We start from the raw sequence: 20,364 nt of genomic DNA on the forward strand, positions 1-20,364 counted from the left end.
TTTTAAATTGAAAGAAAAGAGGACAAAGCAAGTGAATCAGGAAAAATTTGGTGTAACAAAAACAGGAGAAGCTGTTTTTTTATATACGTTTGAAAATGAAAATGGATTAAAAATGACCGTTAGTAATATCGGGGCCGTCTTAACCAATCTATGGGTTCCAGATAAAGAAGGCACAGTGAGAGATGTCGTTTTAGGCTTTGATACTGTTGAAGGATATGAGGCAAACGATGATTTGTATTTAGGTTCAACGATTGGCCGCAATGCGAATCGAATTGCAAATGCTTGTTTTGAATTAGATGGAGTAGTGTATCAATTGGCTAAAAATGATGGAGAAAACAATCTGCATAGTGGAAAAGCTGGGTATCAATTAAGAGTTTGGGATGTTAAAACAGTAGATGAAATCAATAATAAGATTACATTTAGCCTGATTAGTCCAGATGGCGATCAAGGCTATCCAGGGGAGTTGACTTTAGATGTGAGCTACCAATTAACAGAAAATTCAATAGTGATTACGTATCAAGGAAGTTCTTCTAAGGATACAATATTGAATCCAACCAATCATAGTTATTTTAATTTGAATGGACACAATAGCGGAACAATTATAAATCATCGTCTGCAGTTACAGGCGAGCCACTTTACACCAATGAAAGACAGCCAAGCAATTCCGACAGGTGAAATTCTTTCAGTTGAACAGACCCCAATGGACTTTAGAGTAGAAAAAACAATTGGAGAAGAGATTGATCAAGCATATAGTCAACTCGTTTATGCGAAAGGATACGATCATAATTTTGTGTTAGATAATCTTACGAAAGACTTTGCTCGCTTGACAGGAGATCAAAGTGGGATTGTGATGGAAGCAACGACAAATCTACCAGGAGTCCAATTTTACACAGGCAACTTTATGTCACATACTTTAGGCAAAGAAGCAGCGGTTTATCGTTTCCGAGAAGGCCTTTGTTTAGAAACGCAATATTTCCCTAATGCAGTCAATGAATCACAATTTAAAACACCTTTGTTGAAAAAAGAGGAAGTAGTAAATTATCAAACAAGATATACGTTTAAAATTGACAAATAAAAAGAAAAAGCAAGCGTGAAAAATCAGAATATAATCGCATTTGTCACAAATAGATTCTGAATAAATGAAATCAGAAGGGCTTTAGTAATGAAAATGCATAAACTCAGATTGAATTATTGTAAATTTCAAAAAACACCATAGAACATCACGTTTTTTGGTTGTGTTACAAAGTTTCTCAGTCTCTCTTTTTACGCTATAATTGGCATCCAAACTAGCGCTAATGGGAGGACAAAATCATGAATAACCATTTCAAAGAGAAATAATATGACTATCGGTTCTGTTATTTTAAGGATAAGAACAACACCCTTATTAGGGGATTATCAGAACATCATTTTTAATCCATAATTAGTTTTTGAATGAAGATAAAACTTTAGATTCATTCAAAAATAACGAGGTCAAGAATCTACTGCATAGTACATGAATTACTAGTGCAAGTTGTTAGCCAATCTTTGTATTGGAGCTTAAATATTTTTATATATCGAATACTGGCATTTTTTACAGTTTAAATTATCTGAAAATTCTTTGTATACAATTCCCTCATATTCGAAACCACTTTTTTTTAATACTCGCCCAGACTGTGGATTCATTGGATCATGAAATCCTTCTATTTTTTTTACAACCGTATTCTCAAATAGATATGTAACAACTGCTGTAAGTGCTTCTGTCGTATACCCGTTAGACCACCACTGTTCACCAATTACATACCCAATTTCCATGATATTTTCTTCTTTATTGTAGTGTGTAACTGTGATAGATCCAATCAATGTCTTGCTAACAGAAAGTTCGATACCCCAGTCAAAAAAATTAGGATCAGAATATTTTAGCAATCTTTTGGAGATGCTTTTTTCGACTGAAGCAATATTTGAATGTGGTGCCCAAGTAAGGAAATGAGTTACTTTTTTATTTGAAGCCCAGTTATTATACATCTGAATAGCGTCATTCAATTCAAATTTCCTTAAAATCAATCTTTCTGTAATTATGGTATGTGTTCCCATACTTATACCTCCTATAAGCCTAAAATATTCCAATCAATTAAACAAAGAAAATAAAAAAATCCCCGCTAAGAATTTTCTTTGCGGGAATCTATTTTATTTTTGATTGATAGTTATCTTTTTACACTAACTGAAAAGCTGTTAAAGTAAGATATATCGTTCAATTTATGTTTATGAATTATTCCCACTCCACTGTTGAAGGTGGTTTGCTCGTAATATCATACACGATGCGGTTTACGTGTGCGACTTCGTTTACGATACGGACAGAGATTTTTTGCAAGACATCCCAAGGGACACGAGCAAAGTCAGCGGTCATCCCATCGATTGACGTTACGGCACGGATACCAACTGTGTAGTCGTAGGTACGGCCATCGCCCATTACACCAACTGAACGGATACCTGGTAAGACTGTGAAGTATTGCCAGATGTCACGGTCTAAGCCGGCTGCGGCAATTTCTTCACGCAAGATAGCGTCCGAGTCACGTACGATTTCTAATTTTTCTTCCGTGATTTCGCCCAATACACGGATACCTAAACCAGGACCTGGGAATGGTTGGCGCCATACGATAGAGTCTGGCATACCTAATTCAGTACCTAATGCACGAACTTCGTCTTTAAATAATGTATCAAGAGGTTCAATTAAAGCAAATTGCATGTCTTCTGGTAATCCACCTACATTATGGTGAGATTTAATTGTTTGTGCTGTTTCAGTACCAGATTCAATGATGTCTGTATACAACGTACCTTGTGCTAAGAAAGCAACACTGCCGTCGCTGGCAATTTTTGTTGCTTCGTCGTCAAAGACGTACACAAATTCGTTACCAATGATTTTACGTTTTTCTTCTGGATCAGAAACGCCAGCTAATTTTGATAAGAAACGATCATGTGCATCGACTTTTACGATGTTTAAGCCAAATTTGCCACCTAACATTTCCATGACTTGTTCTGCTTCGCCTTTACGCAATAACCCGTGGTCAACAAAGATACAAGTTAATTGGTCGCCGATAGCTTTTTGAAGTAATACACCCACAACAGAAGAATCAACACCGCCAGATAAACCTAGCAATACTTTTTTATCGCCAACAGTTTGACGGATTTCTTCAATTTTCATATCGATGAAGTTTTCCATGCTCCAGTCGCCTGTACATTGACAAACATCTAATGCAAAGTGTTTTAGTAAATCATTGCCGTATTCAGAATGACGGACTTCTGGATGAAATTGCACGCCGTACATTTGGCGTTCGCTATTTTGGATTGAAGCGATTGGGCAATCTTTACTTGTTGCCACTGTTTCAAAGCCTGCAGGTGCTTGTGTTACTAAGTCACCATGACTCATCCAAACGGTTTGTTTTTCAGGAGTGCTAGCGAATAAATGAGCAGCATCATCAATAATTTCTAATTCTGCTTTTCCGTATTCTTTATTTTTGCTGGTTCAACTTTACCGCCTAATTTGTAGGTGATTAGTTGCATTCCATAGCAAATACCTAATACTGGAATCCCTAACTCAAAAATTTCTTCATCAATACCAAAAGAACCTTCGTCGTAGACACTATTTGGTCCACCTGATAAGATGATTCCTTTTGGATTGATTGCTTTCACTTCTTCAGCAGTGATACGATGGCTCAATAATTCAGAAAAGACACCGAATTCGCGGATACGACGTGTAATCAGTTGGTTATACTGACTGCCGTAATCCAAGACGATAATCTTTTCAACGTTTGGCAAGTTGTCAACGTTTGTCACTATAAATTACCTCTATTCTATTTGATTTATGAAAAATAAATTTTCAAACTAAAATGAACTGCCTTTATGATAAATGAGGCGTATGAAATTTGCAAAAACAACGGATTGATTTTCAATATTTTCTTAAAAAGACTTGGTCAATCTGATGGTTTGCGGTTTTATGAAGAATGATATCGGCACGACTACGCGTCGGTAAAATATATTCTGTTAAGTTTTTGAGATTGACATTTTTCCAAACCGACTGTGCCATTTTCAAAGCATCCTGTCGATCACCAATCGCGAACTTGTAATAATAATTATTTGGTTCTTGAAAAGCAGTGTCTAAGAGTGATTCGAAACGTTCTAAGTACCACGTTTCGATTAATTTTGGCGCAGCGTCCACAAAAATTGAAAAGTCAAAGAAGTCACTGACATAAATCTGTTGATTTGCGGGTAACTGCAAGACATTAATTCCTTCAACAATCAGAATATCTGGTTGCGAAATCGTTTCAAATTCACCCTCTACAATATCATATACTTGATGAGAGTAAGTGGGAATTTGTAAATTATTTTCTCCCGATTTTACACTATTTAAAAATTGAATCAAACGCTCCATATCATAACTTTCAGGGAACCCTTTGCGCTCCATCAAGCCACGTTCAGACAAGATACGATTAGGATACAAGAAACCATCTGTTGTGATTAATTGAACGCTGTGTCGTGGAAATAAACGGGCTAATAATGTTTGCACCAAACGTGCGGTCGTGCTTTTTCCTACCGCAACGCTCCCAGCAATACCAATAATAAATGGCGGAACTTTGACATAGCGATGTAAAAAAAGTCCCTTACTTAACGTCAACGACTCAAATTCTTTCATATATAGATGAATCATGTGGCATAAAGGAATATAAACATCTTCTACATCTTGCATGGAGATGCGGTCATTTAAACTTTTGATATTATCTAATTCTTCTTGCGTTAAGGGCATATGTTCTCTAGTATAAAAACCTTGCCATTCTTCACGAGGAATTTGATAGTAATTCATCTGTTCCTTCATCAGAAACCTCCTTCAATCACTCGAAAATAGTGTAACATAAAAAGAGAAGGTCTTACAGAAGAAGTCATGAAAAAGAAAAAATTCTCTTGCAGAAAAGAAAAGATAGTTTACAAGAAAGATTTTTTCGGTATGATGGAAGAAAACAGACGATAAAAGAGGGAAAACATGAGTAATCATTATTATAGTCAAAAACCAGATACGGCACATGATTTTGAAGAATGGTATTTTGAATTAAAAGGAAAAAAATTTCATTTTGTAACGGACAGTGGTGTTTTTTCCAGAGATACCGTTGACTATGGTTCACGTGTATTAATTGATGCATTTGAATGGGATGAATTGCCAGAGGGATCTATTTTAGATTTAGGCTGTGGCTATGGACCCATTGGCTTGTCTTTGGCGTATGCCAGTGGACGCCTAGTTGAAATGGTTGACGTAAATGAACGGGCAGTTGAGTTAGCACAACGCAATGCAACGCGTAATCATATTGAGACTGTTGACATTCATACGTCATATATCTATGAAACATTACATCATGAAAAATATGCTGCCATTTTAAGCAATCCACCAATTCGTGCGGGCAAACAAGTCGTTCATGAAATTCTAACCGAAGCCCATCCTCGTTTGCATATGGGCGGAACGTTAACAATTGTGATTCAGAAGAAACAAGGCGCGCCAAGTGCACAAAAGAAAATGGAAGATACCTTTGGCAATGCTACGATTATCAAAAAAGATAAAGGTTATTACATTATTCAAAGTGTGAAAGAAGAGTAAAAAATATAACGGCAATCGCAATTGATTGTCGTTTTTTTTTGAAAATTTTGCTAAACTGAGCTTGAGAATATGAATGAAAGGAGTAGAACATGAAGCTAACGATTCGACAAATTGCAGAAATGGCGGGTGTTTCGGTTACCACTGTCTCACAAATCTTGAATAACAAAGGAAGTCGCTTTAGTGACGCTACGCGAAAAAAAGTCTTAGATATTGTGAATGAACATCAATACAAACCAGATTTTTTTGCTTCGAATTTAATCACACGTCACTCCAAAACGATAGGCATGATTGTTCCTGATGTCACGGATTTTTTCTTTTCAAAAATTGTAGAAGGCGCTGAAAGCTATATGAATCCCTTAGGCTACATGCTAATTTTGTGCAATTCGCATCACAGTTTGGAAAAGGAACAACAACTGTTAAAACAATTAGCACATCGCGCAGTAGATGGTATTCTCTTAGCAACACCAAATCAATTACCAGAAGAAGTTGGCGTGCAACATTCTTTTTATAATAAGATGCCCATGATTTTGATTGATCGTGGAATTAACCAACGTGAAGCTGGCCGTTTGATTGTAAAAGAATACGAAGGTGCGTATCAAGCTGTTAATTATTTGATTTCGCAAGGCCATCGTAATATCGGTTTATTGAAAGAAAAGACGGGCTATTATCAGTTAGAAGAACGTTATAATGGTTATCGCCATGCGTTGAAGGATGCTGAGATCATGTTTAAACGTCAATGGGTTGTGGATGGCGAATTAACGGTTGCAGGTGGTTACTTAGCCGCGAAGGAATTACTACGTTCAAAAGATATCACGGCCATTTTCTGTGGCAATGATGCAATGGCGATTGGCTGTTATCAAGCAATTTATGAACAAGGAAAAAAGGTGCCTGACGATATTTCGGTAGTCGGTTTCGATGGTTTGAAGCTATCGGCATACACGACACCACCGTTAACTACTGTGATGCAACCAACCTTTGAGATTGGGTTTACAGCAGCGAAATTCTTGGTGGATGCAATTGAGTTTCCAGAAAGACGAATTCCTAATAAAATTTTTGATACAAAATTAATAATTCGTGAGAGCGTGAAGGATATTTCAAGCGTAAACTAAAGGAAAAAGAAAAGGCTTAAGTTTACGTTTGACAATTCATTTGTAGTCATGTATTCTTGTTTTTGAAAAGGGTTTCAAAAAATGTTAGTATCAAGTAAAACAGTTTACTAAAGTGTTTTACCTGATGAAAAAGTATTGTATAATAGATGAGATGCAGGAAGTGAGGTTCAAGTCTATGCGAATGGTGGATTTGATAGAAAAAAAACGCGATGGGGGCACATTGTCAGAAGAAGAGATTCAATATATTGTGACTGAATATACCGAGAATCGAATACCTGACTACCAAGTGAGTGCCTTGCTCATGGCGATTTTTTATGAGGACATGACGGATGAAGAGATTACGGCATTGACGTTAGCCATGGCTAATTCCGGTGAAGTAATTGACTTGTCATCAATTGATGGTATTAAAGTGGACAAACATTCAACAGGTGGCGTTGGAGACACTACGACGTTAATCTTAGCACCGCTTGTTGCAAGTGTAGGCGTGCCAGTAGCAAAAATGTCTGGACGTGGATTAGGTTATACAGGAGGCACCTTGGATAAATTGGAAGCAATTCCAGGTTTCCAAATTGAATTATCAGAAGAACGATTTATTGAACTCGTCAACGAAAGCCAAGTGGCGGTCATCGGACAATCTGGTAATTTAGCACCTGCAGATAAGAAGTTATATGCGTTACGTGATGTGACTGCTACAGTAAATTCGATTCCGTTAATTGCAAGTTCGATTATGAGTAAAAAGATTGCGGCAGGTGCTGACGCAATTGTTTTAGATGTAACAACTGGTGATGGTGCCTTTATGAAAAACTTAGATGACGCACGTCGCTTAGCACACACAATGGTTCGCATTGGAAAATTAGCCAATCGTCAGACGATGGCTGTGATTTCTGATATGTCACAACCTTTGGGAGAAGCCATTGGTAATAGTTTAGAAGTAGTTGAGGCAATCGAAACGCTGCAAGGAAAAGGTCCAGAAGATTTAGTGGAAATGTGTTATGCCTTAGGAAGCCAAATGGTTGTTTTAGCGAAAAAAGCTGAAACGTTGGCAGAAGCTCGTCAATTATTAGAAAAAGCTTTGGATTCTGGTGCTGCGTTAGAAAAATTCAAAGAGATGATTCACAATCAAGGTGGCGATGTATCAGTTATTGATAAACCAGAACGTTTATTAACAGCAAAATATGAAATTGCTTTCCCAGCGAAGAAAACCGGGGTAGTCACTAAATTAGTTGCTAATGAGTTAGGGATTGCAGCAATGATGTTAGGTGCTGGTCGTCGGACAAAAGAAGATGCAATTGATTATGCGGTTGGTTTAAAACTGCATAAAAAAGTTGGCGAAGAAATTCAAGAAGGCGAAGCATTGTTAACAATTTATAGTAACACCGAAGATATTGAAGAAGTAACAGCATTATTAGAGCAATATATTGAAATTGGTGAAACCGGAGAAGAACCTCCGTTAATTCATGAAATTATTACAGAATAGGACGTGTAAAAAGATGGAATTAAACCGAATGATGGACCACACTATCTTAAAAGCAGATACTCCAAAATCAGAAGTATTACGCATTATTGAAGAAGCGAAAAAATATCATTTTTATTCTGTTTGTGTGAATCCAGTATGGGTTTCATTAGCAGCAGAGGAATTAAAAGGCGAACCTGTTTCTGTTTGCACAGTTATTGGCTTTCCATTAGGAGCATCGACTACCGCAACCAAAGTTTTTGAAACAGAAGATGCGATTAAAAATGGCGCTGATGAAGTCGATATGGTTATCTCTGTCGGTCAATTAAAATCAGGAGATTACGAAGCGGTACAAAATGATATTGCTGGCGTAGTTACTGCTGCAAAAGATCGTGCGTTAGTGAAAGTTATTCTTGAAACATGTCTTTTAACAGATGAAGAGATTGTCAGAGCTTGTGAATTAGCTAAAGCAGCAGGAGCAGATTTTGTTAAAACATCTACCGGCTTTTCGACTGGTGGAGCGGATGTGAATGATGTTCGTTTAATGCGTGAAACAGTGGGACCAGAAATGGGTGTCAAAGCTTCAGGCGGTATCCACAACGAAGCGCAAGCCTTAGCAATGGTAGAAGCGGGCGCAAGCCGTCTGGGAACAAGTGCTAGTGTGGCAATTATTTCAGGAGCAAATGGCACAGGCTATTAAGAGGTGGCAAATGAAAGCAAAAGAAGATTGGATTCAAACGGCCATCGATGCGTTAGATAAAGCGTATGTACCGTATTCACACTTTCCAGTGGGTGCCTGCTTAGTCACAAAAGATGGGAAAGTTTATCAAGGGCTAAACATTGAAAATGCGTCGTATGGATTAAGCAACTGTGCGGAACGGACAGCAATTTTTAAAGCTATTTCTGAAGGTGAACGAGAATTTCAACATTTAGTGGTAGCCGGACATACACCAGAACCAATTGCACCATGTGGCGCTTGTCGTCAAGTAATTGCTGAGTTTTGCCAATCGGATATGCCCGTAACGTTGGTCGGTGATGATGGTGTAACCAAAGAAACAACTGTGGGAGAGTTATTACCGTATTCTTTCACGAACAAAGATTTATAAGAATTAACAGTCAGTGACTGTTGAAAATAAAACTATTTTAGTAGGGGGCTTTATACAGATGAAAAAAGCAAAATTATTTAGTTTTGGTGCTGTAGCAATGGCGAGCGCTTTGTTGTTAGGTGCATGTGGTAACGGAGGAAATAGTGCAGGTACAGATGGGTCTGACGGAGGGAATTCAGGAGACAAACCCGCAGCTACAATTGCGTTAATTACCGATACAGGTGGGGTAGATGACCGTTCATTTAACCAATCAGCTTGGGAAGGTTTCAAAGAGTGGGGCGATGAAAATGGTTTCTCTCGTGGTGCGAATGGCTACCAATATTTCCAATCTGCAAATGAATCTGATTATGTACCAAATATTGACCAAGCCTTAAATGCTGGTTTCAATACAATTTTTGGTATTGGTTATAAACTACAACCTGCGATTAAAGAACAAGCAGAATTAAACCCAGATACAAACTTTGTTATTGTCGATGAAGTTATTGATTTACCAAACGTTGCTTCAGCAACATTTAAAGATCATGAAGCTTCTTACTTAGCCGGAATCGCTGCTGCATACACAACAGAAACTGGAACAGTTGGTTTTATTGGTGGTGTTGAAGGGGAAGTTATCGACCGTTTTGAAGCTGGTTTTAATGCTGGTGTGGAAGCTGCTGCTAAAGAATTAAATAAAGAAGTCGAAGTGAAAAACCAATATGCTGGTGATTTTGCTGCGCCGGATAAAGGTCGTTCAATTGCACAAGGGATGTATGCACAAGGTGCAGATATTATCTTCCATGCGTCAGGTGGTACAGGAAACGGTGTCTTCCAAGAAGCAAAAGCTCGTAACGAATCTGGTGATGAAAAAGTTTGGGTAATCGGAGTAGACCGTGACCAAACAGCTGATGGTGATTACAAAAAAGATGGAAAAGATGAGAACTTTACATTAACTTCTACATTAAAAGGTGTGGGATCAGTATCAAAAGACTTGGCGCAAAAAGCACTTGAAGGTAACTTCCCTGGTGGAGAACATGAAGTGTATGGCTTGAAAGAAGATGGCGTGGGCTTAACAGAAGGTCAATTATCTGACGAAGCAAAAGCTGCTGTTGAGAAAGCGAAAGAACAAATTATTGCTGGTGAAATTGAAGTGCCAGAAAAACCTTAATTTTAAATTCATTCAGTCATTCTTTGTTTTATAAAACAAAGAATGACTGATGTTCAAGTCTACAGGGGGATATACAAAACAATGAGAAAAACAAAATTATTTAGTTTAAGTGCTTTAGCAATAGTCGGTGGCTTGTTATTAGGAGCTTGTGGTGATAACAAAACAGAAGCATCTGCGGATAAAGACAAACCAGCAGCAACAATCGCATTAATTACGAATGCTGGTGGTGTGGATGATCGTTCATTTAACCAAGCCGCTTGGGAAGGATTTGAAGCATGGGGAGAAGATAATGGTTTTTCTCGTGGAAATAATGGCTATCAATATTTCCAATCAAACAATGAAGCAGACTATGTACCAAATATTGATCAAGCCTTAAATGCTGGTTTCAATACTATTTTTGGAATTGGTTACCGTCTAGCACCAGCGATTGAAGAGCAAGCAACAGCGAATCCAGAGACGAATTTTGTCATGGTTGATGAAGTGATTGACTTACCTAATGTAGCATCGGTTACCTTTAAAGATCACGAAGCTGCCTATCTAGCAGGAGTTGCAGCAGCCTATACAACAAAAACAGATAAAGTTGGTTTTGTTGGTGGAATTAAAGGCGAAGTAATCGGTCGTTTTGAGGCTGGTTACAATGCTGGCGTAAAAGCAGCTGCAAAAGATTTAGGAAAAGAAATTACTGTTGAAAATCAATATGCTGGTGATTTTGATGCACCCGATCGTGGACGCTCAATTGCACAAGGGATGTATGGTCAAGGCGCGGATGTTATCTATCATGCCTCAGGTGGTACTGGAAGTGGGATTTTCCAAGAAGCTAAAGCACGTAACGAAGCAGGTAGTGATAAGGTTTGGGTCATTGGAGTAGATAGTGACCAATCAAGTGAAGGTGACTACCAAAAAGATGGGCAAACAGAAAATTTCACATTAACTTCAACGTTAAAAGGTGTAGGAACTGTTGCGCATGACTTGGCACAAAAAGCATTAGACGGTGAATTTCCTGGTGGCGAACATCAAGCGTATGGCTTGAAAGAAGATGGTGTTGACTTAACAGAAGGCAACTTATCGGATGAAGCAAAAACTGCGGTTGAACAAGCGAAGGAAAAAATTGTTTCTGGCGAAATTGACGTACCAGAAAAACCTTAAAAATCATGAAGAATCGATCATCGCCTTTAAACGTAGGGGGTGATTGTCTTCTGTTTTTTCTTTCAAAAGAGCTTTTTTTAGTAAAAAGTTCTTTTGAGAGAACAAACTCTCTAATTTTATTAGCGATTATTGATTGTTATTGTACCAGGTTACTTGAAAAGGGATGTGAGAATTGTGACAGAAGAAAAATTTGCCATAGAAATGCGCAATATCACCAAAAGTTTTGGAACGTTTAAAGCAAATGATCAAATCAATTTGCAGATTCGAAAAGGTGAAATTCATGCATTACTTGGCGAAAATGGGGCTGGAAAGTCCACGTTAATGAATGTCTTATCAGGTTTATTAGAGCCAACTTCTGGCGAAATCTTAATGAACGGGAATGTCGTGAGTATTTCTAGTCCGACAAAAGCCAATCAATTAGGAATCGGAATGGTTCATCAGCACTTTATGTTAGTCGATGCCTTTACGGTGACAGAAAATATTATTCTAGGAAATGAGCCTAGCCGTTTAGGGAAATTGGATCGTAAAAAAGCCCGTGAAGAAATTAAAAAAGTTTCTGAACAATATGGTTTATCCGTTGATCCAGATGCGTATATTCGAGATATTTCAGTTGGAATGCAGCAACGTGTAGAAATTCTAAAAACGTTGTACCGCGGGGCAGATATTTTAATCTTTGACGAACCTACTGCGGTATTAACTCCGCAAGAAATTGATGAGTTAATTGAAATTATGCGTGGGTTAGTTCGTGAAGGAAAATCAATCATCTTAATTACACATAAACTAGATGAAATTAAATCAGTTGCTGATCGCTGTACAGTTATTCGTCGAGGACAAGGAATTGGCACGGTCGATGTGAAAGATGTGTCTTCACAACAATTAGCTGACATGATGGTTGGGCGTTCTGTATCCTTTAAAACAGAGAAAAAACCTGCTGATCCACAAGAATTAGTATTATCAGTCCAAGGTTTAGTCGTTAAAGAAAATCGTGGCGTGGAAGCAGTTAAAAACTTAAATCTAGAAGTTCGCGCAGGTGAAGTCGTTGGGATCGCTGGGATTGATGGAAATGGTCAGTCAGAGCTAATTCAAGCCATCACCGGATTACGTAAAGTGGAAAGTGGTAAAGTCATTTTATCAGATAAAGATATTACCAATTTACGTCCACGTAAAATTACTGAATCGGGTTTAGGTCACGTACCAGAAGACCGTCACAAATATGGCTTGGTTTTAGATATGACTTTAGCTGAAAATATCGCTTTACAAACGTATTATCAAGAACCATTTAGCAAAATGGGTGTTTTGAATTATTCTGAAATTAATTATCATGCAGAAGATTTGATTAAAGAATTTGACGTCCGTACGGTAAACGAAGTCGTACCAGCCAAAGCATTATCTGGTGGGAATCAACAAAAAGCAATTATTGCACGCGAAATTACACGTGATCCTGATTTATTAATTGTAGCAAACCCGACACGTGGATTAGACGTTGGTGCGATTGAATTTATTCATAAACGTTTGATTGAACAACGCGATCGCTTTAAAGCAGTCTTGCTAATTAGTTTTGAATTAGAAGAAATCATGAATGTTTCAGATAAAATTGCCGTGATTCACGATGGTCAAATCGTGGGTGTGGTGAAACCAGAAGAAACAAGTGAGCAAGAATTAGGGCTACTGATGGCTGGCTATTCACTTGAAAAAGCAAGAGCAGAATTAGCGCAACAGGAGGTGGCAACAAATGAATGATCGCAATGAAAAAATTCGTAATTTATTAGTGCCAATTTTATCAGTTGTAATGGGCTTAGTTTTAGGCGCGATTATTATGGCTGCCTTTGGATATAATCCAATTGTCGGTTACCGTTCAATGTTAAATGCTGCATTAGGTACACAGCGTGGAATTGGTGAAACATTACGTCAAGCAACACCATTAATTTTTACAGCCTTAGGGTTTTCTGTGGCAAACTCAGCCGGCTTTTTCAACATCGGGTTATCTGGACAAGCATTATGTGGTTGGATTGTCAGCGTTTGGACAGCTTTAGCATTCCCAGATCTACCAAAAATGGTTTTATTACCATTATGCGTGATCTTAGGAGCAGCAGCAGGAGCAGTTGCAGCAGCTATTCCTGGTATCTTACGTGCATTCTTTGGCACAAGTGAAGTTATCGTAACGATCATGATGAACTATATTTTGTTATATACAAGTACCTTCTTATTACAAGATGTCATGCCAGAAAGTTTCCGTTCAAGCTTGGATTCAACAAATGCAATTACACAAAATGCAAGTTTACGTATTCCTTGGTTAACCCAGTTCTTTGGAGGTTCGCGTGTTAGTGGTGGATTGTTCCTTGCGTTGATTATGTTAGTTCTTGTATGGTTCCTAATGAAGAAAACAACGCTTGGTTTTGAAATTCGTTCTGTAGGTTTAAATCCATTTGCTTCAGAATATGCTGGGATGAGTAGTAAACGAACAATCATTTTATCAATGATTATTTCTGGTGGATTAGCTGGTTTAGGTGGGGTTGTGGAAGGTTTAGGAACTTATCAAAACTTCTTCGTACAAACAACTTCATTAGCAATCGGATTTGATGGAATGGCGGTTTCCTTATTAGGTGCTGGCTCTGCGATAGGTATTTTCTTATCAGCAATTTTATTCAGTATTTTGAAAATTGGTGGTTTAGGAATGCAAACAATTGCTGAAATTCCATTTGAAATTGTAAATGTATCGATTGCCTTGATTATTTTCTTTGTAGGTATTAACTTTGTTATTCGTTTAGCGATGGCGAAAATTTTACCAGATAAAAAACAAGAAGAAATCGTAAAAACAATTGAAACGGCACCAAATGATCAAAGTCAAGAAGGGGGCGAATTATAATGTCAACAGTAGGTTTAATTGCATTAATCTTAACATCTACCTTGGTTTATTCAACGCCTTTGATTTTGACTGCATTAGGTGGTACTTTTTCAGAGCGTAGTGGGATTGTCAATGTAGGTTTAGAAGGAATTATGGTTATGGGTGCGTTTAGTGCCGTCGTCTTTAACCTTTCAATGGCAGATCAGTTGGGTGCATGGACACCATGGGTCGCTATTTTAGTCGGTGGTGGTGTCGGCGTTCTTTTTTCACTATTACATGCAGTCGCAACGATTAGTTTTCGTGCAGACCATATTATTAGTGGTACGGTAGTTAACTTGATGGCTCCAGCGTTAGGAGTCTTCTTGATTAAAGTGCTTTATCAAAAAGGACAAACAGACAATATCAGTTACAACTTAGGATATTTCTCATTCCCGATTTTAAAAGATATCCCAATCATTGGGACGATTTTCTTTAAAAACACCTTTTTACCCGCTTATCTAGCTATTTTAGTTGCTGTATTAGCTTGGTACATTATTTATAAAACACGTTTTGGTTTGCGTTTGCGTTCAGTTGGGGAAAATCCTCAAGCAGCTGATACCTTAGGAATTAACGTGTACAAGTTCCGTTATGCTGGCGTATTAATTTCTGGTTTGTTAGGTGGTATGGGTGGCGCAATCTTTGCCCAATCAATCTCAGGAAACTTCTCAGCAGGAACAATTGTAGGGCAAGGGTTTATCTCAATGGCGGCCATGATTTTTGGTAAATGGAATCCACTTGGTGCAATGGGAGCAGCGTTATTCTTTGGTTTTGCCCAAAGTTTAAGTATTATTGGTGCTCAATTACCGGTGATTTCATCTATTCCTCCAGTCTTATTACAAATTGCGCCATATTTATTAACTGTAATTGTTTTAGTACTTTTCTTAGGAAAAGCATCTGGACCAAAAGCAGGCGGAAAGAATTATATCAAATCAAAATAACTTTTCATCAAGAAGGGTGGGGCGAAGGGCGTAAATGGCTTCGTTCTGCCCTTCTTGGTTAAAATAAATAGAAAAGTAGTATATGATAGAAATGAAATTAGTTTGAGGAAAGCAGGTTGAAAAAATGTTTAAACGAGTACATTTAATCGTGATGGATTCTGTTGGAATTGGCGAAGCGCCCGATGCAGACAAATTCAATGACAAAGGAGCCGATACTTTAGGTCATATTGCCAAAGAAGCTGGACTAACAATTCCGCACTTAGAGCAATTAGGTCTAGGAACCATTCGCCCTTTAGAAGGTGTCAAAAATGTTGAAGACCATCAAGGCTATGCAACAAAACTAGAAGAAATTTCAGTCGGTAAAGATACCATGACCGGTCATTGGGAAATTATGGGCTTAAATATTCAAAAACCATTCCGTGTATTTCCAGAAGGATTTCCAGAAGAATTATTAAAACAAATTGAAGATTTTTCTGGTCGCAAAATTGTGTGTAATTTACCTTATTCGGGTACTGCTGTTATCGATGACTACGGAAAACATCAAATGGAAACTGGCGATTTAATTGTCTATACATCTGCCGATCCAGTCTTGCAAATTGCAGCGCATGAAGAGATTATTCCATTAGAAGAGTTGTATCGTATTTGTGAATACACCCGTGAAATTACCAAAGATGAACCCTACATGATCGGCCGAATTATTGCACGTCCTTATCTAGGAGAACCAGGTAACTTCCAACGCACCAGTAATCGTCATGATTATGCGTTAGATCCATTTGGTAAGACTGTTTTAGATTCATTGAAAGATAATGACAAAGATGTCATTGCTGTTGGTAAAATTAATGACATTTTCAATGGTCAAGGAATTACGGAATTTGTTCGGACAAAAGACAACATGGATGGTGTGGATAAATTATTGGAAGTGATGCAAAAAGACTTTACAGGTTTAAGCTTTACCAACCTTGTAGACTTTGACGCATTGTATGGCCATCGTCGTGATGTGGAAGGCTACGCACGTGCTATTGAAGATTTCGATGGACGTATTCCAGAAATTTTAGATGCAATGGCAGAAGATGATTTGTTAATGATTACTGCTGACCATGGCAATGATCCAACTTTTGCGGGAACTGACCATACAAGAGAATATGTGCCATTGCTTGTATTTAGTAAAAAATTTGCTGGACAAGGAAAATTACCGCAAGGATTTTATGCAGATATTTCAGCTACAATTGCTGAGAATTTTGGCGTACCAGCCACTGAAAATGGCGAAAGTTTCTTAAACAACTTAAAATAGGAGTGACAATATGACAAAATTACAAGAACAATTAACAGAGACAACAGCTTTTCTTCAAGAAAAAGGGGTAAAAGATGTAGAATTTGGGTTGATTTTAGGATCAGGTTTAGGTGAACTAGCGGATGAAATTGAAGAAGCAGTTGTTATTCCGTATGCTGAAATTCCATATTTCCCAGTATCAACAGTTGTGGGTCATGCGGGACAATTAGTTTATGGTACGCTAGCTGGTAAAAAAGTCTTAGCGATGCAAGGACGTTTCCATTACTATGAAGGTCATTCAATGCAAACAGTGACTTATCCTGTACGTGTGATGGCAGCCTTAAAAGCTCATTCAATGATTGTAACGAATGCATGCGGCGGTGTGAATGAAACCTTTGAACCAGGTGATTTGATGTTAATTACAGATCACATCAATTACACAGGTGACAATCCATTAATCGGTGAAAATGCGGACGAAATGGGTCCACGTTTCCCTGATATGAGTAATGCGTATACACCAGCATACCGTGAGCTTGCCAAAGAAGTTGGTACGAAAAAAGGTCTACATCTAAAAGAAGGTGTTTACATGGGATGGTCAGGTCCAACTTATGAAACACCAGCTGAAATTCGGATGTCTCGTGTCATCGGTGCCGATGCTGTAGGAATGTCAACAGTACCAGAAGTGATTGTTGCGACACACAGTGGCTTAAAAGTTTTAGGTATTTCATGTATTACGAACTTAGCAGCCGGCATGCAAGCGACTTTAAATCATGCAGAAGTAGTGGAAACAACAGAACGTGTCAAAGCTGAATTTAAAGAATTAATCAAAGAAACATTAGCAGTTTTATAAAAAGGAGCGAAAAAAATGAGCGTTCATATCGAAGCAAAACCAGGTGAAATTGCTGATAAAATTTTACTTCCTGGTGATCCCTTACGTGCCAAATATATTGCAGAAACATTTTTAGAAGATCCGATTTGTTATAACAATGTACGTGGGATGTTAGGTTATACAGGTGTTTATAAAGGCGAACGTGTTTCTGTACAAGGAACAGGAATGGGAATGCCTTCCGCAACTATTTATGCACATGAGCTAATTAATTCCTACGATGTTAAAAAATTGATTCGTGTCGGAACTTGTGGAGCGATTTCCACAGATGTTCATGTACGTGATTTAGTGATTGCGCAAGGAGCAGTAACCAGTTCCTCAATTATTCAAAAAAACTTTAATCAATTCCATTTTGCACCGATTGCTGATTTTCAATTATTAAAAACGGCATATGAAATTGCACAAGAAAATGGCTTTACTACGCATGTCGGTAATATCTTATCTGAAGATAGTTTTTATAAAGATGATATGACTGAAACATTGAAATTAGCAGAACTAGGTGTGATGGGTGTTGAAATGGAAGCTGCAGCTTTGTATTATCTTGGAGCGAAATTCCATGTCCAAACCTTAGCTATCTGTACAGTTAGCGATCATATTATTACAGGTGAAGAAACAACACCAGAAGAGCGTCAAACCACATTTGATGATATGATTAAAGTTGGTTTAGAAACGGCTATTCATTAAATAAAAAAAGATTGAGGTGATTCACTTCAATCTTTTTTGCTTAATTGTTATTTAAACTATTGGAGGAATCGTGATGGAAAATTTTAATTTTCATGTAGAGACAGATATTCGCTTTGGCAAAGAACGTTTAGGAGAACTACCAGAAGTGTTACATTCTTTTGGTAAAAATGTTCTGTTGGTCTATGGTGGAGGAAGTGTTAAGAAAAATGGCTTGTATGAAAAAGTGATGAATACACTAGATGGTTATACAGTGATTGAATTAGCAGGGGTGGAACCGAACCCACGCATCGAAACTGTTACAAAAGGTGCGCAATTATGTAGAGAGCACCAAATTGATGTTATTTTAGCTGTTGGTGGGGGTTCGGTGATTGACTGTAGTAAAGCAATTGCAGCTGGAGCGTTTGTTGAAGGTGATTTGTGGGAAAATCTTGTATTGCAACGTCAATATAATGGACCAGCCATTCCGATTGTCACCATTTTAACTTTAGCAGCAACAGGTAGTGAGATGAATCGTGGTGGTGTCATTTCCAATATGCAAACGCAACAAAAGTTAGGAATGGGCGGCAAAAATCTTTTACCGAAAGTTTCTTTCTTAGATCCAACCAATACTTTTACAGTGAATGCGTATCAAACAGCTGCTGGTTCAGCGGATATTTTTAGTCATTTAATGGAAAATTATTTTAATGCAACTCCTGGAACAGATGTTCAAGACGGTGTTGCAGAAGGTTTGATGAAAACAGTTATTCATAATTTGCCAATTGCATTGAAAGAACCTGATAATTATGATGCAAGAGCGAATTTAATGTGGGCAAGTACGTTAGCGTTAAATGGTTTAACGGGAAGTGGTAAAACTGGGACGTGGTCTTGTCATGCGATGGAACATGAACTAAGTGCATTTTATGATATTACGCATGGAATTGGCTTAGCAATTTTAACACCGCGCTGGATGGCACATATTTTGAATGAAACCACACTTCCTAAATTTGCACGTTTTGCAAAAGAGGTTTGGGGAATTCAAGAAACGAATCAAGAAGTAGCAGCGAAAAAAGGGATGCAGGCTTTGTATGACTTTTTCTTAGCAAATGGGGTGCCGATGACGTTGCCAGAAGTGGGTATTGAAACAGAAAAGGACTTTGAACAGATGGCACAACAAGCAGTGGCTCATAGCACCATCAGCAAAGCAGCCTTTGTTCCGTTACAACAAGCAGACGTTGTCCAAATCTATCAAGCAGCACGTAAACCTTCAACGTTCATCTAAAAAAACGATCCGAGCTAGGACGAAAACTTGCTGAACTGCAAGAGAATCGTTTCTAGCTCGGATTGTTTTTTCTTATAGATAATATTTTTCGATTACAGATAAATCATCATTTAGTTCATAAACAAGTGGTTTACCTGTTGGAATTTCAAGTCCCATAATATCGTCATCAGAAATACCTTCAATGTGTTTTGCTAATGCGCGTAATGAGTTCCCGTGGGCAGCAACTAAAACGGTTTTACCATCTAATAATGCAGGAGCAATCTCATCTTCCCAAAATGGTAAGGCACGTTCTAAAGTGACTTTTAGATTTTCGCCACCAGGAACGGTGCGAGGATCTAAATGTGCATAGCGACGGTCTGGTTTTGCATCTGATAATGGAGGCAAAGTATCGTAAGAACGACGCCAAATAAGAACTTGCTCGTCTCCGTACTTATCACGAGTGGCTTGTTTATTTAAACCTTGTAGTGCACCATAGTGACGTTCGTTTAAGCGCCATGATTTGATTGTCGGTACCCATAATTGATCTGAGTATTCTAGGATGTAGTTACAAGTTTTGATGGCACGTGTTAAAACAGAAGTATAGGCAATATCAAATTCGATTCCAGCTTCCTTGATTTTACGGCCACCTTCTATTGCTTCTTCGACACCCTCAGGAGCCAAATCAACATCTTCCCAACCAGTGAACTGGTCTAACTTGTTCCATTCACTTAATCCATGACGTGAAAAAACTAATTTTGGCATAAAACCCTCTCCTTTATTCATATGATTTCTGAAATTTCCATTCCATATTTATTATACACCCGTTGTGAGTTAAATTTCCAATAATACTGTAAATCATTGGTCTAAAGATATTCATATTGGGTTTTACT

At 38.0% G+C, this 20,364-nt stretch carries 18 protein-coding genes and 1 pseudogene; 15 read left to right on the top strand and 4 right to left on the bottom strand.

The genetic code is table 11. The features are described from left to right. The first annotated feature begins 31 nt into the window (after nt 1–31). Nucleotides 32–1,075, top strand: a complete 1,044-nt coding sequence (locus DOK78_RS03335; RefSeq protein WP_207942241.1) for a galactose-1-epimerase — start codon at nt 32–34, stop codon at nt 1,073–1,075. A gap of 461 nt (nt 1,076–1,536) precedes the next feature. Here the strand turns inward: DOK78_RS03335 and DOK78_RS03340 are convergent, their stop codons facing one another. The 3 genes and pseudogenes from DOK78_RS03340 to coaA form a co-directional block, all read right to left on the bottom strand. Next, nucleotides 1,537–2,070 carry a GNAT family N-acetyltransferase gene (locus DOK78_RS03340; protein WP_207942240.1) on the bottom strand — a complete coding sequence of 178 codons (534 nt, stop codon included), beginning with the start codon at nt 2,068–2,070 and terminating at the stop codon, nt 1,537–1,539. A 175-nt stretch (nt 2,071–2,245) separates the two neighbouring features. Beyond that, a pseudogene (gene guaA, locus DOK78_RS03345) lies at nt 2,246–3,810 on the bottom strand (glutamine-hydrolyzing GMP synthase). A gap of 112 nt (nt 3,811–3,922) precedes the next feature. Continuing rightward, entirely contained in the window at nt 3,923–4,846 is a 924-nt protein-coding gene (coaA, locus tag DOK78_RS03350; protein ID WP_207942238.1) for a type I pantothenate kinase, read from the bottom strand. 165 nt (nt 4,847–5,011) lie between these two features. Between coaA and DOK78_RS03355 the strand changes: the two genes are divergently transcribed. From DOK78_RS03355 to DOK78_RS03420, 14 genes are all read left to right on the top strand, one after another. Beyond that, the gene (locus DOK78_RS03355) at nt 5,012–5,617 is read left to right on the top strand and encodes a class I SAM-dependent methyltransferase (RefSeq protein ID WP_207942237.1); all 606 of its coding nucleotides are present in this window, start codon (nt 5,012–5,014) and stop codon (nt 5,615–5,617) included. A gap of 89 nt (nt 5,618–5,706) precedes the next feature. Next, the gene (locus DOK78_RS03360; RefSeq protein WP_207942236.1) at nt 5,707–6,726 is read left to right on the top strand and encodes a LacI family DNA-binding transcriptional regulator; all 1,020 of its coding nucleotides are present in this window, start codon (nt 5,707–5,709) and stop codon (nt 6,724–6,726) included. 175 nt (nt 6,727–6,901) lie between these two features. After that, entirely contained in the window at nt 6,902–8,203 is a 1,302-nt protein-coding gene (locus DOK78_RS03365; RefSeq protein ID WP_207942235.1) for a pyrimidine-nucleoside phosphorylase, read from the top strand. Nucleotides 8,204–8,216: 13 nt separating this feature from the next. Beyond that, nucleotides 8,217–8,879, top strand: a complete 663-nt coding sequence (gene deoC, locus DOK78_RS03370) for a deoxyribose-phosphate aldolase (protein ID WP_207942234.1) — start codon at nt 8,217–8,219, stop codon at nt 8,877–8,879. Nucleotides 8,880–8,889: 10 nt separating this feature from the next. Further along, nucleotides 8,890–9,285, top strand: a complete 396-nt coding sequence (locus tag DOK78_RS03375) for a cytidine deaminase (protein WP_207942233.1) — start codon at nt 8,890–8,892, stop codon at nt 9,283–9,285. A 58-nt stretch (nt 9,286–9,343) separates the two neighbouring features. Next, nucleotides 9,344–10,429 carry a BMP family lipoprotein gene (locus DOK78_RS03380; RefSeq protein ID WP_016176322.1) on the top strand — a complete coding sequence of 362 codons (1,086 nt, stop codon included), beginning with the start codon at nt 9,344–9,346 and terminating at the stop codon, nt 10,427–10,429. A gap of 81 nt (nt 10,430–10,510) precedes the next feature. Beyond that, nucleotides 10,511–11,575 (top strand): BMP family lipoprotein, encoded by a 1,065-nt coding sequence (locus DOK78_RS03385; RefSeq protein WP_207942232.1) that lies wholly within the window; start codon nt 10,511–10,513, stop codon nt 11,573–11,575. Between the two features lie 201 nt (nt 11,576–11,776). Beyond that, the gene (locus DOK78_RS03390; RefSeq protein ID WP_207942311.1) at nt 11,777–13,315 is read left to right on the top strand and encodes an ABC transporter ATP-binding protein; all 1,539 of its coding nucleotides are present in this window, start codon (nt 11,777–11,779) and stop codon (nt 13,313–13,315) included. Then, nucleotides 13,308–14,441 (top strand): ABC transporter permease, encoded by a 1,134-nt coding sequence (locus tag DOK78_RS03395; RefSeq protein ID WP_207942231.1) that lies wholly within the window; start codon nt 13,308–13,310, stop codon nt 14,439–14,441. The genes DOK78_RS03390 and DOK78_RS03395 overlap by 8 nt, the downstream gene beginning before the upstream one ends. Next, nucleotides 14,441–15,397 (top strand): ABC transporter permease, encoded by a 957-nt coding sequence (locus DOK78_RS03400; RefSeq protein WP_207942230.1) that lies wholly within the window; start codon nt 14,441–14,443, stop codon nt 15,395–15,397. Before DOK78_RS03395 ends, DOK78_RS03400 begins: the two co-directional genes overlap by 1 nt. Before the next feature lie 124 nt (nt 15,398–15,521). Beyond that, nucleotides 15,522–16,688, top strand: a complete 1,167-nt coding sequence (deoB, locus tag DOK78_RS03405; RefSeq protein WP_207942229.1) for a phosphopentomutase — start codon at nt 15,522–15,524, stop codon at nt 16,686–16,688. Between the two features lie 10 nt (nt 16,689–16,698). Further along, nucleotides 16,699–17,517, top strand: a complete 819-nt coding sequence (locus tag DOK78_RS03410; RefSeq protein WP_207942228.1) for a purine-nucleoside phosphorylase — start codon at nt 16,699–16,701, stop codon at nt 17,515–17,517. 15 nt (nt 17,518–17,532) lie between these two features. Next, complete coding sequence (gene deoD / locus DOK78_RS03415) at nt 17,533–18,237, top strand: purine-nucleoside phosphorylase (protein WP_207942227.1); 705 nt, start codon at nt 17,533–17,535, stop codon at nt 18,235–18,237. Between the two features lie 73 nt (nt 18,238–18,310). Further along, a complete protein-coding gene (locus DOK78_RS03420; protein WP_207942226.1) occupies nt 18,311–19,495 on the top strand; it encodes an iron-containing alcohol dehydrogenase in 1,185 nt (394 codons plus the stop codon). A gap of 72 nt (nt 19,496–19,567) precedes the next feature. Here DOK78_RS03420 and gpmA read toward each other — a convergent pair whose 3' ends face one another. Then, entirely contained in the window at nt 19,568–20,236 is a 669-nt protein-coding gene (gpmA, locus tag DOK78_RS03425) for a 2,3-diphosphoglycerate-dependent phosphoglycerate mutase (protein ID WP_016176313.1), read from the bottom strand. Nucleotides 20,237–20,364 lie beyond the last annotated feature (128 nt).

Source organism: Enterococcus sp. DIV2402, assembly GCF_017426705.2.
Taxonomy (GTDB): Bacteria; Bacillota; Bacilli; order Lactobacillales; family Enterococcaceae; genus Enterococcus_F; species Enterococcus_F lowellii.

What these genes read in the sequence shown, in the direction of transcription:
- DOK78_RS03385 (WP_207942232.1), top strand. Translation starts at nt 10,511, where the DNA reads ATGAGAAAAACAAAATTATTTAGTTTAAGTGCTTTAGCAATAGTCGGT.
- DOK78_RS03340 (WP_207942240.1), bottom strand. Translation starts at nt 2,070, where the DNA reads ATGGGAACACATACCATAATTACAGAAAGATTGATTTTAAGGAAATTT.
- deoB (WP_207942229.1), top strand. Translation starts at nt 15,522, where the DNA reads ATGTTTAAACGAGTACATTTAATCGTGATGGATTCTGTTGGAATTGGC.
- DOK78_RS03390 (WP_207942311.1), top strand. Translation starts at nt 11,777, where the DNA reads ATGCGCAATATCACCAAAAGTTTTGGAACGTTTAAAGCAAATGATCAA.
- DOK78_RS03420 (WP_207942226.1), top strand. Translation starts at nt 18,311, where the DNA reads ATGGAAAATTTTAATTTTCATGTAGAGACAGATATTCGCTTTGGCAAA.
- deoD (WP_207942227.1), top strand. Translation starts at nt 17,533, where the DNA reads ATGAGCGTTCATATCGAAGCAAAACCAGGTGAAATTGCTGATAAAATT.
- DOK78_RS03395 (WP_207942231.1), top strand. Translation starts at nt 13,308, where the DNA reads ATGAATGATCGCAATGAAAAAATTCGTAATTTATTAGTGCCAATTTTA.
- gpmA (WP_016176313.1), bottom strand. Translation starts at nt 20,236, where the DNA reads ATGCCAAAATTAGTTTTTTCACGTCATGGATTAAGTGAATGGAACAAG.
- DOK78_RS03380 (WP_016176322.1), top strand. Translation starts at nt 9,344, where the DNA reads ATGAAAAAAGCAAAATTATTTAGTTTTGGTGCTGTAGCAATGGCGAGC.
- DOK78_RS03375 (WP_207942233.1), top strand. Translation starts at nt 8,890, where the DNA reads ATGAAAGCAAAAGAAGATTGGATTCAAACGGCCATCGATGCGTTAGAT.
- DOK78_RS03355 (WP_207942237.1), top strand. Translation starts at nt 5,012, where the DNA reads ATGAGTAATCATTATTATAGTCAAAAACCAGATACGGCACATGATTTT.
- DOK78_RS03400 (WP_207942230.1), top strand. Translation starts at nt 14,441, where the DNA reads ATGTCAACAGTAGGTTTAATTGCATTAATCTTAACATCTACCTTGGTT.
- DOK78_RS03410 (WP_207942228.1), top strand. Translation starts at nt 16,699, where the DNA reads ATGACAAAATTACAAGAACAATTAACAGAGACAACAGCTTTTCTTCAA.
- deoC (WP_207942234.1), top strand. Translation starts at nt 8,217, where the DNA reads ATGGAATTAAACCGAATGATGGACCACACTATCTTAAAAGCAGATACT.
- coaA (WP_207942238.1), bottom strand. Translation starts at nt 4,846, where the DNA reads ATGAAGGAACAGATGAATTACTATCAAATTCCTCGTGAAGAATGGCAA.
- DOK78_RS03360 (WP_207942236.1), top strand. Translation starts at nt 5,707, where the DNA reads ATGAAGCTAACGATTCGACAAATTGCAGAAATGGCGGGTGTTTCGGTT.
- DOK78_RS03365 (WP_207942235.1), top strand. Translation starts at nt 6,902, where the DNA reads ATGCGAATGGTGGATTTGATAGAAAAAAAACGCGATGGGGGCACATTG.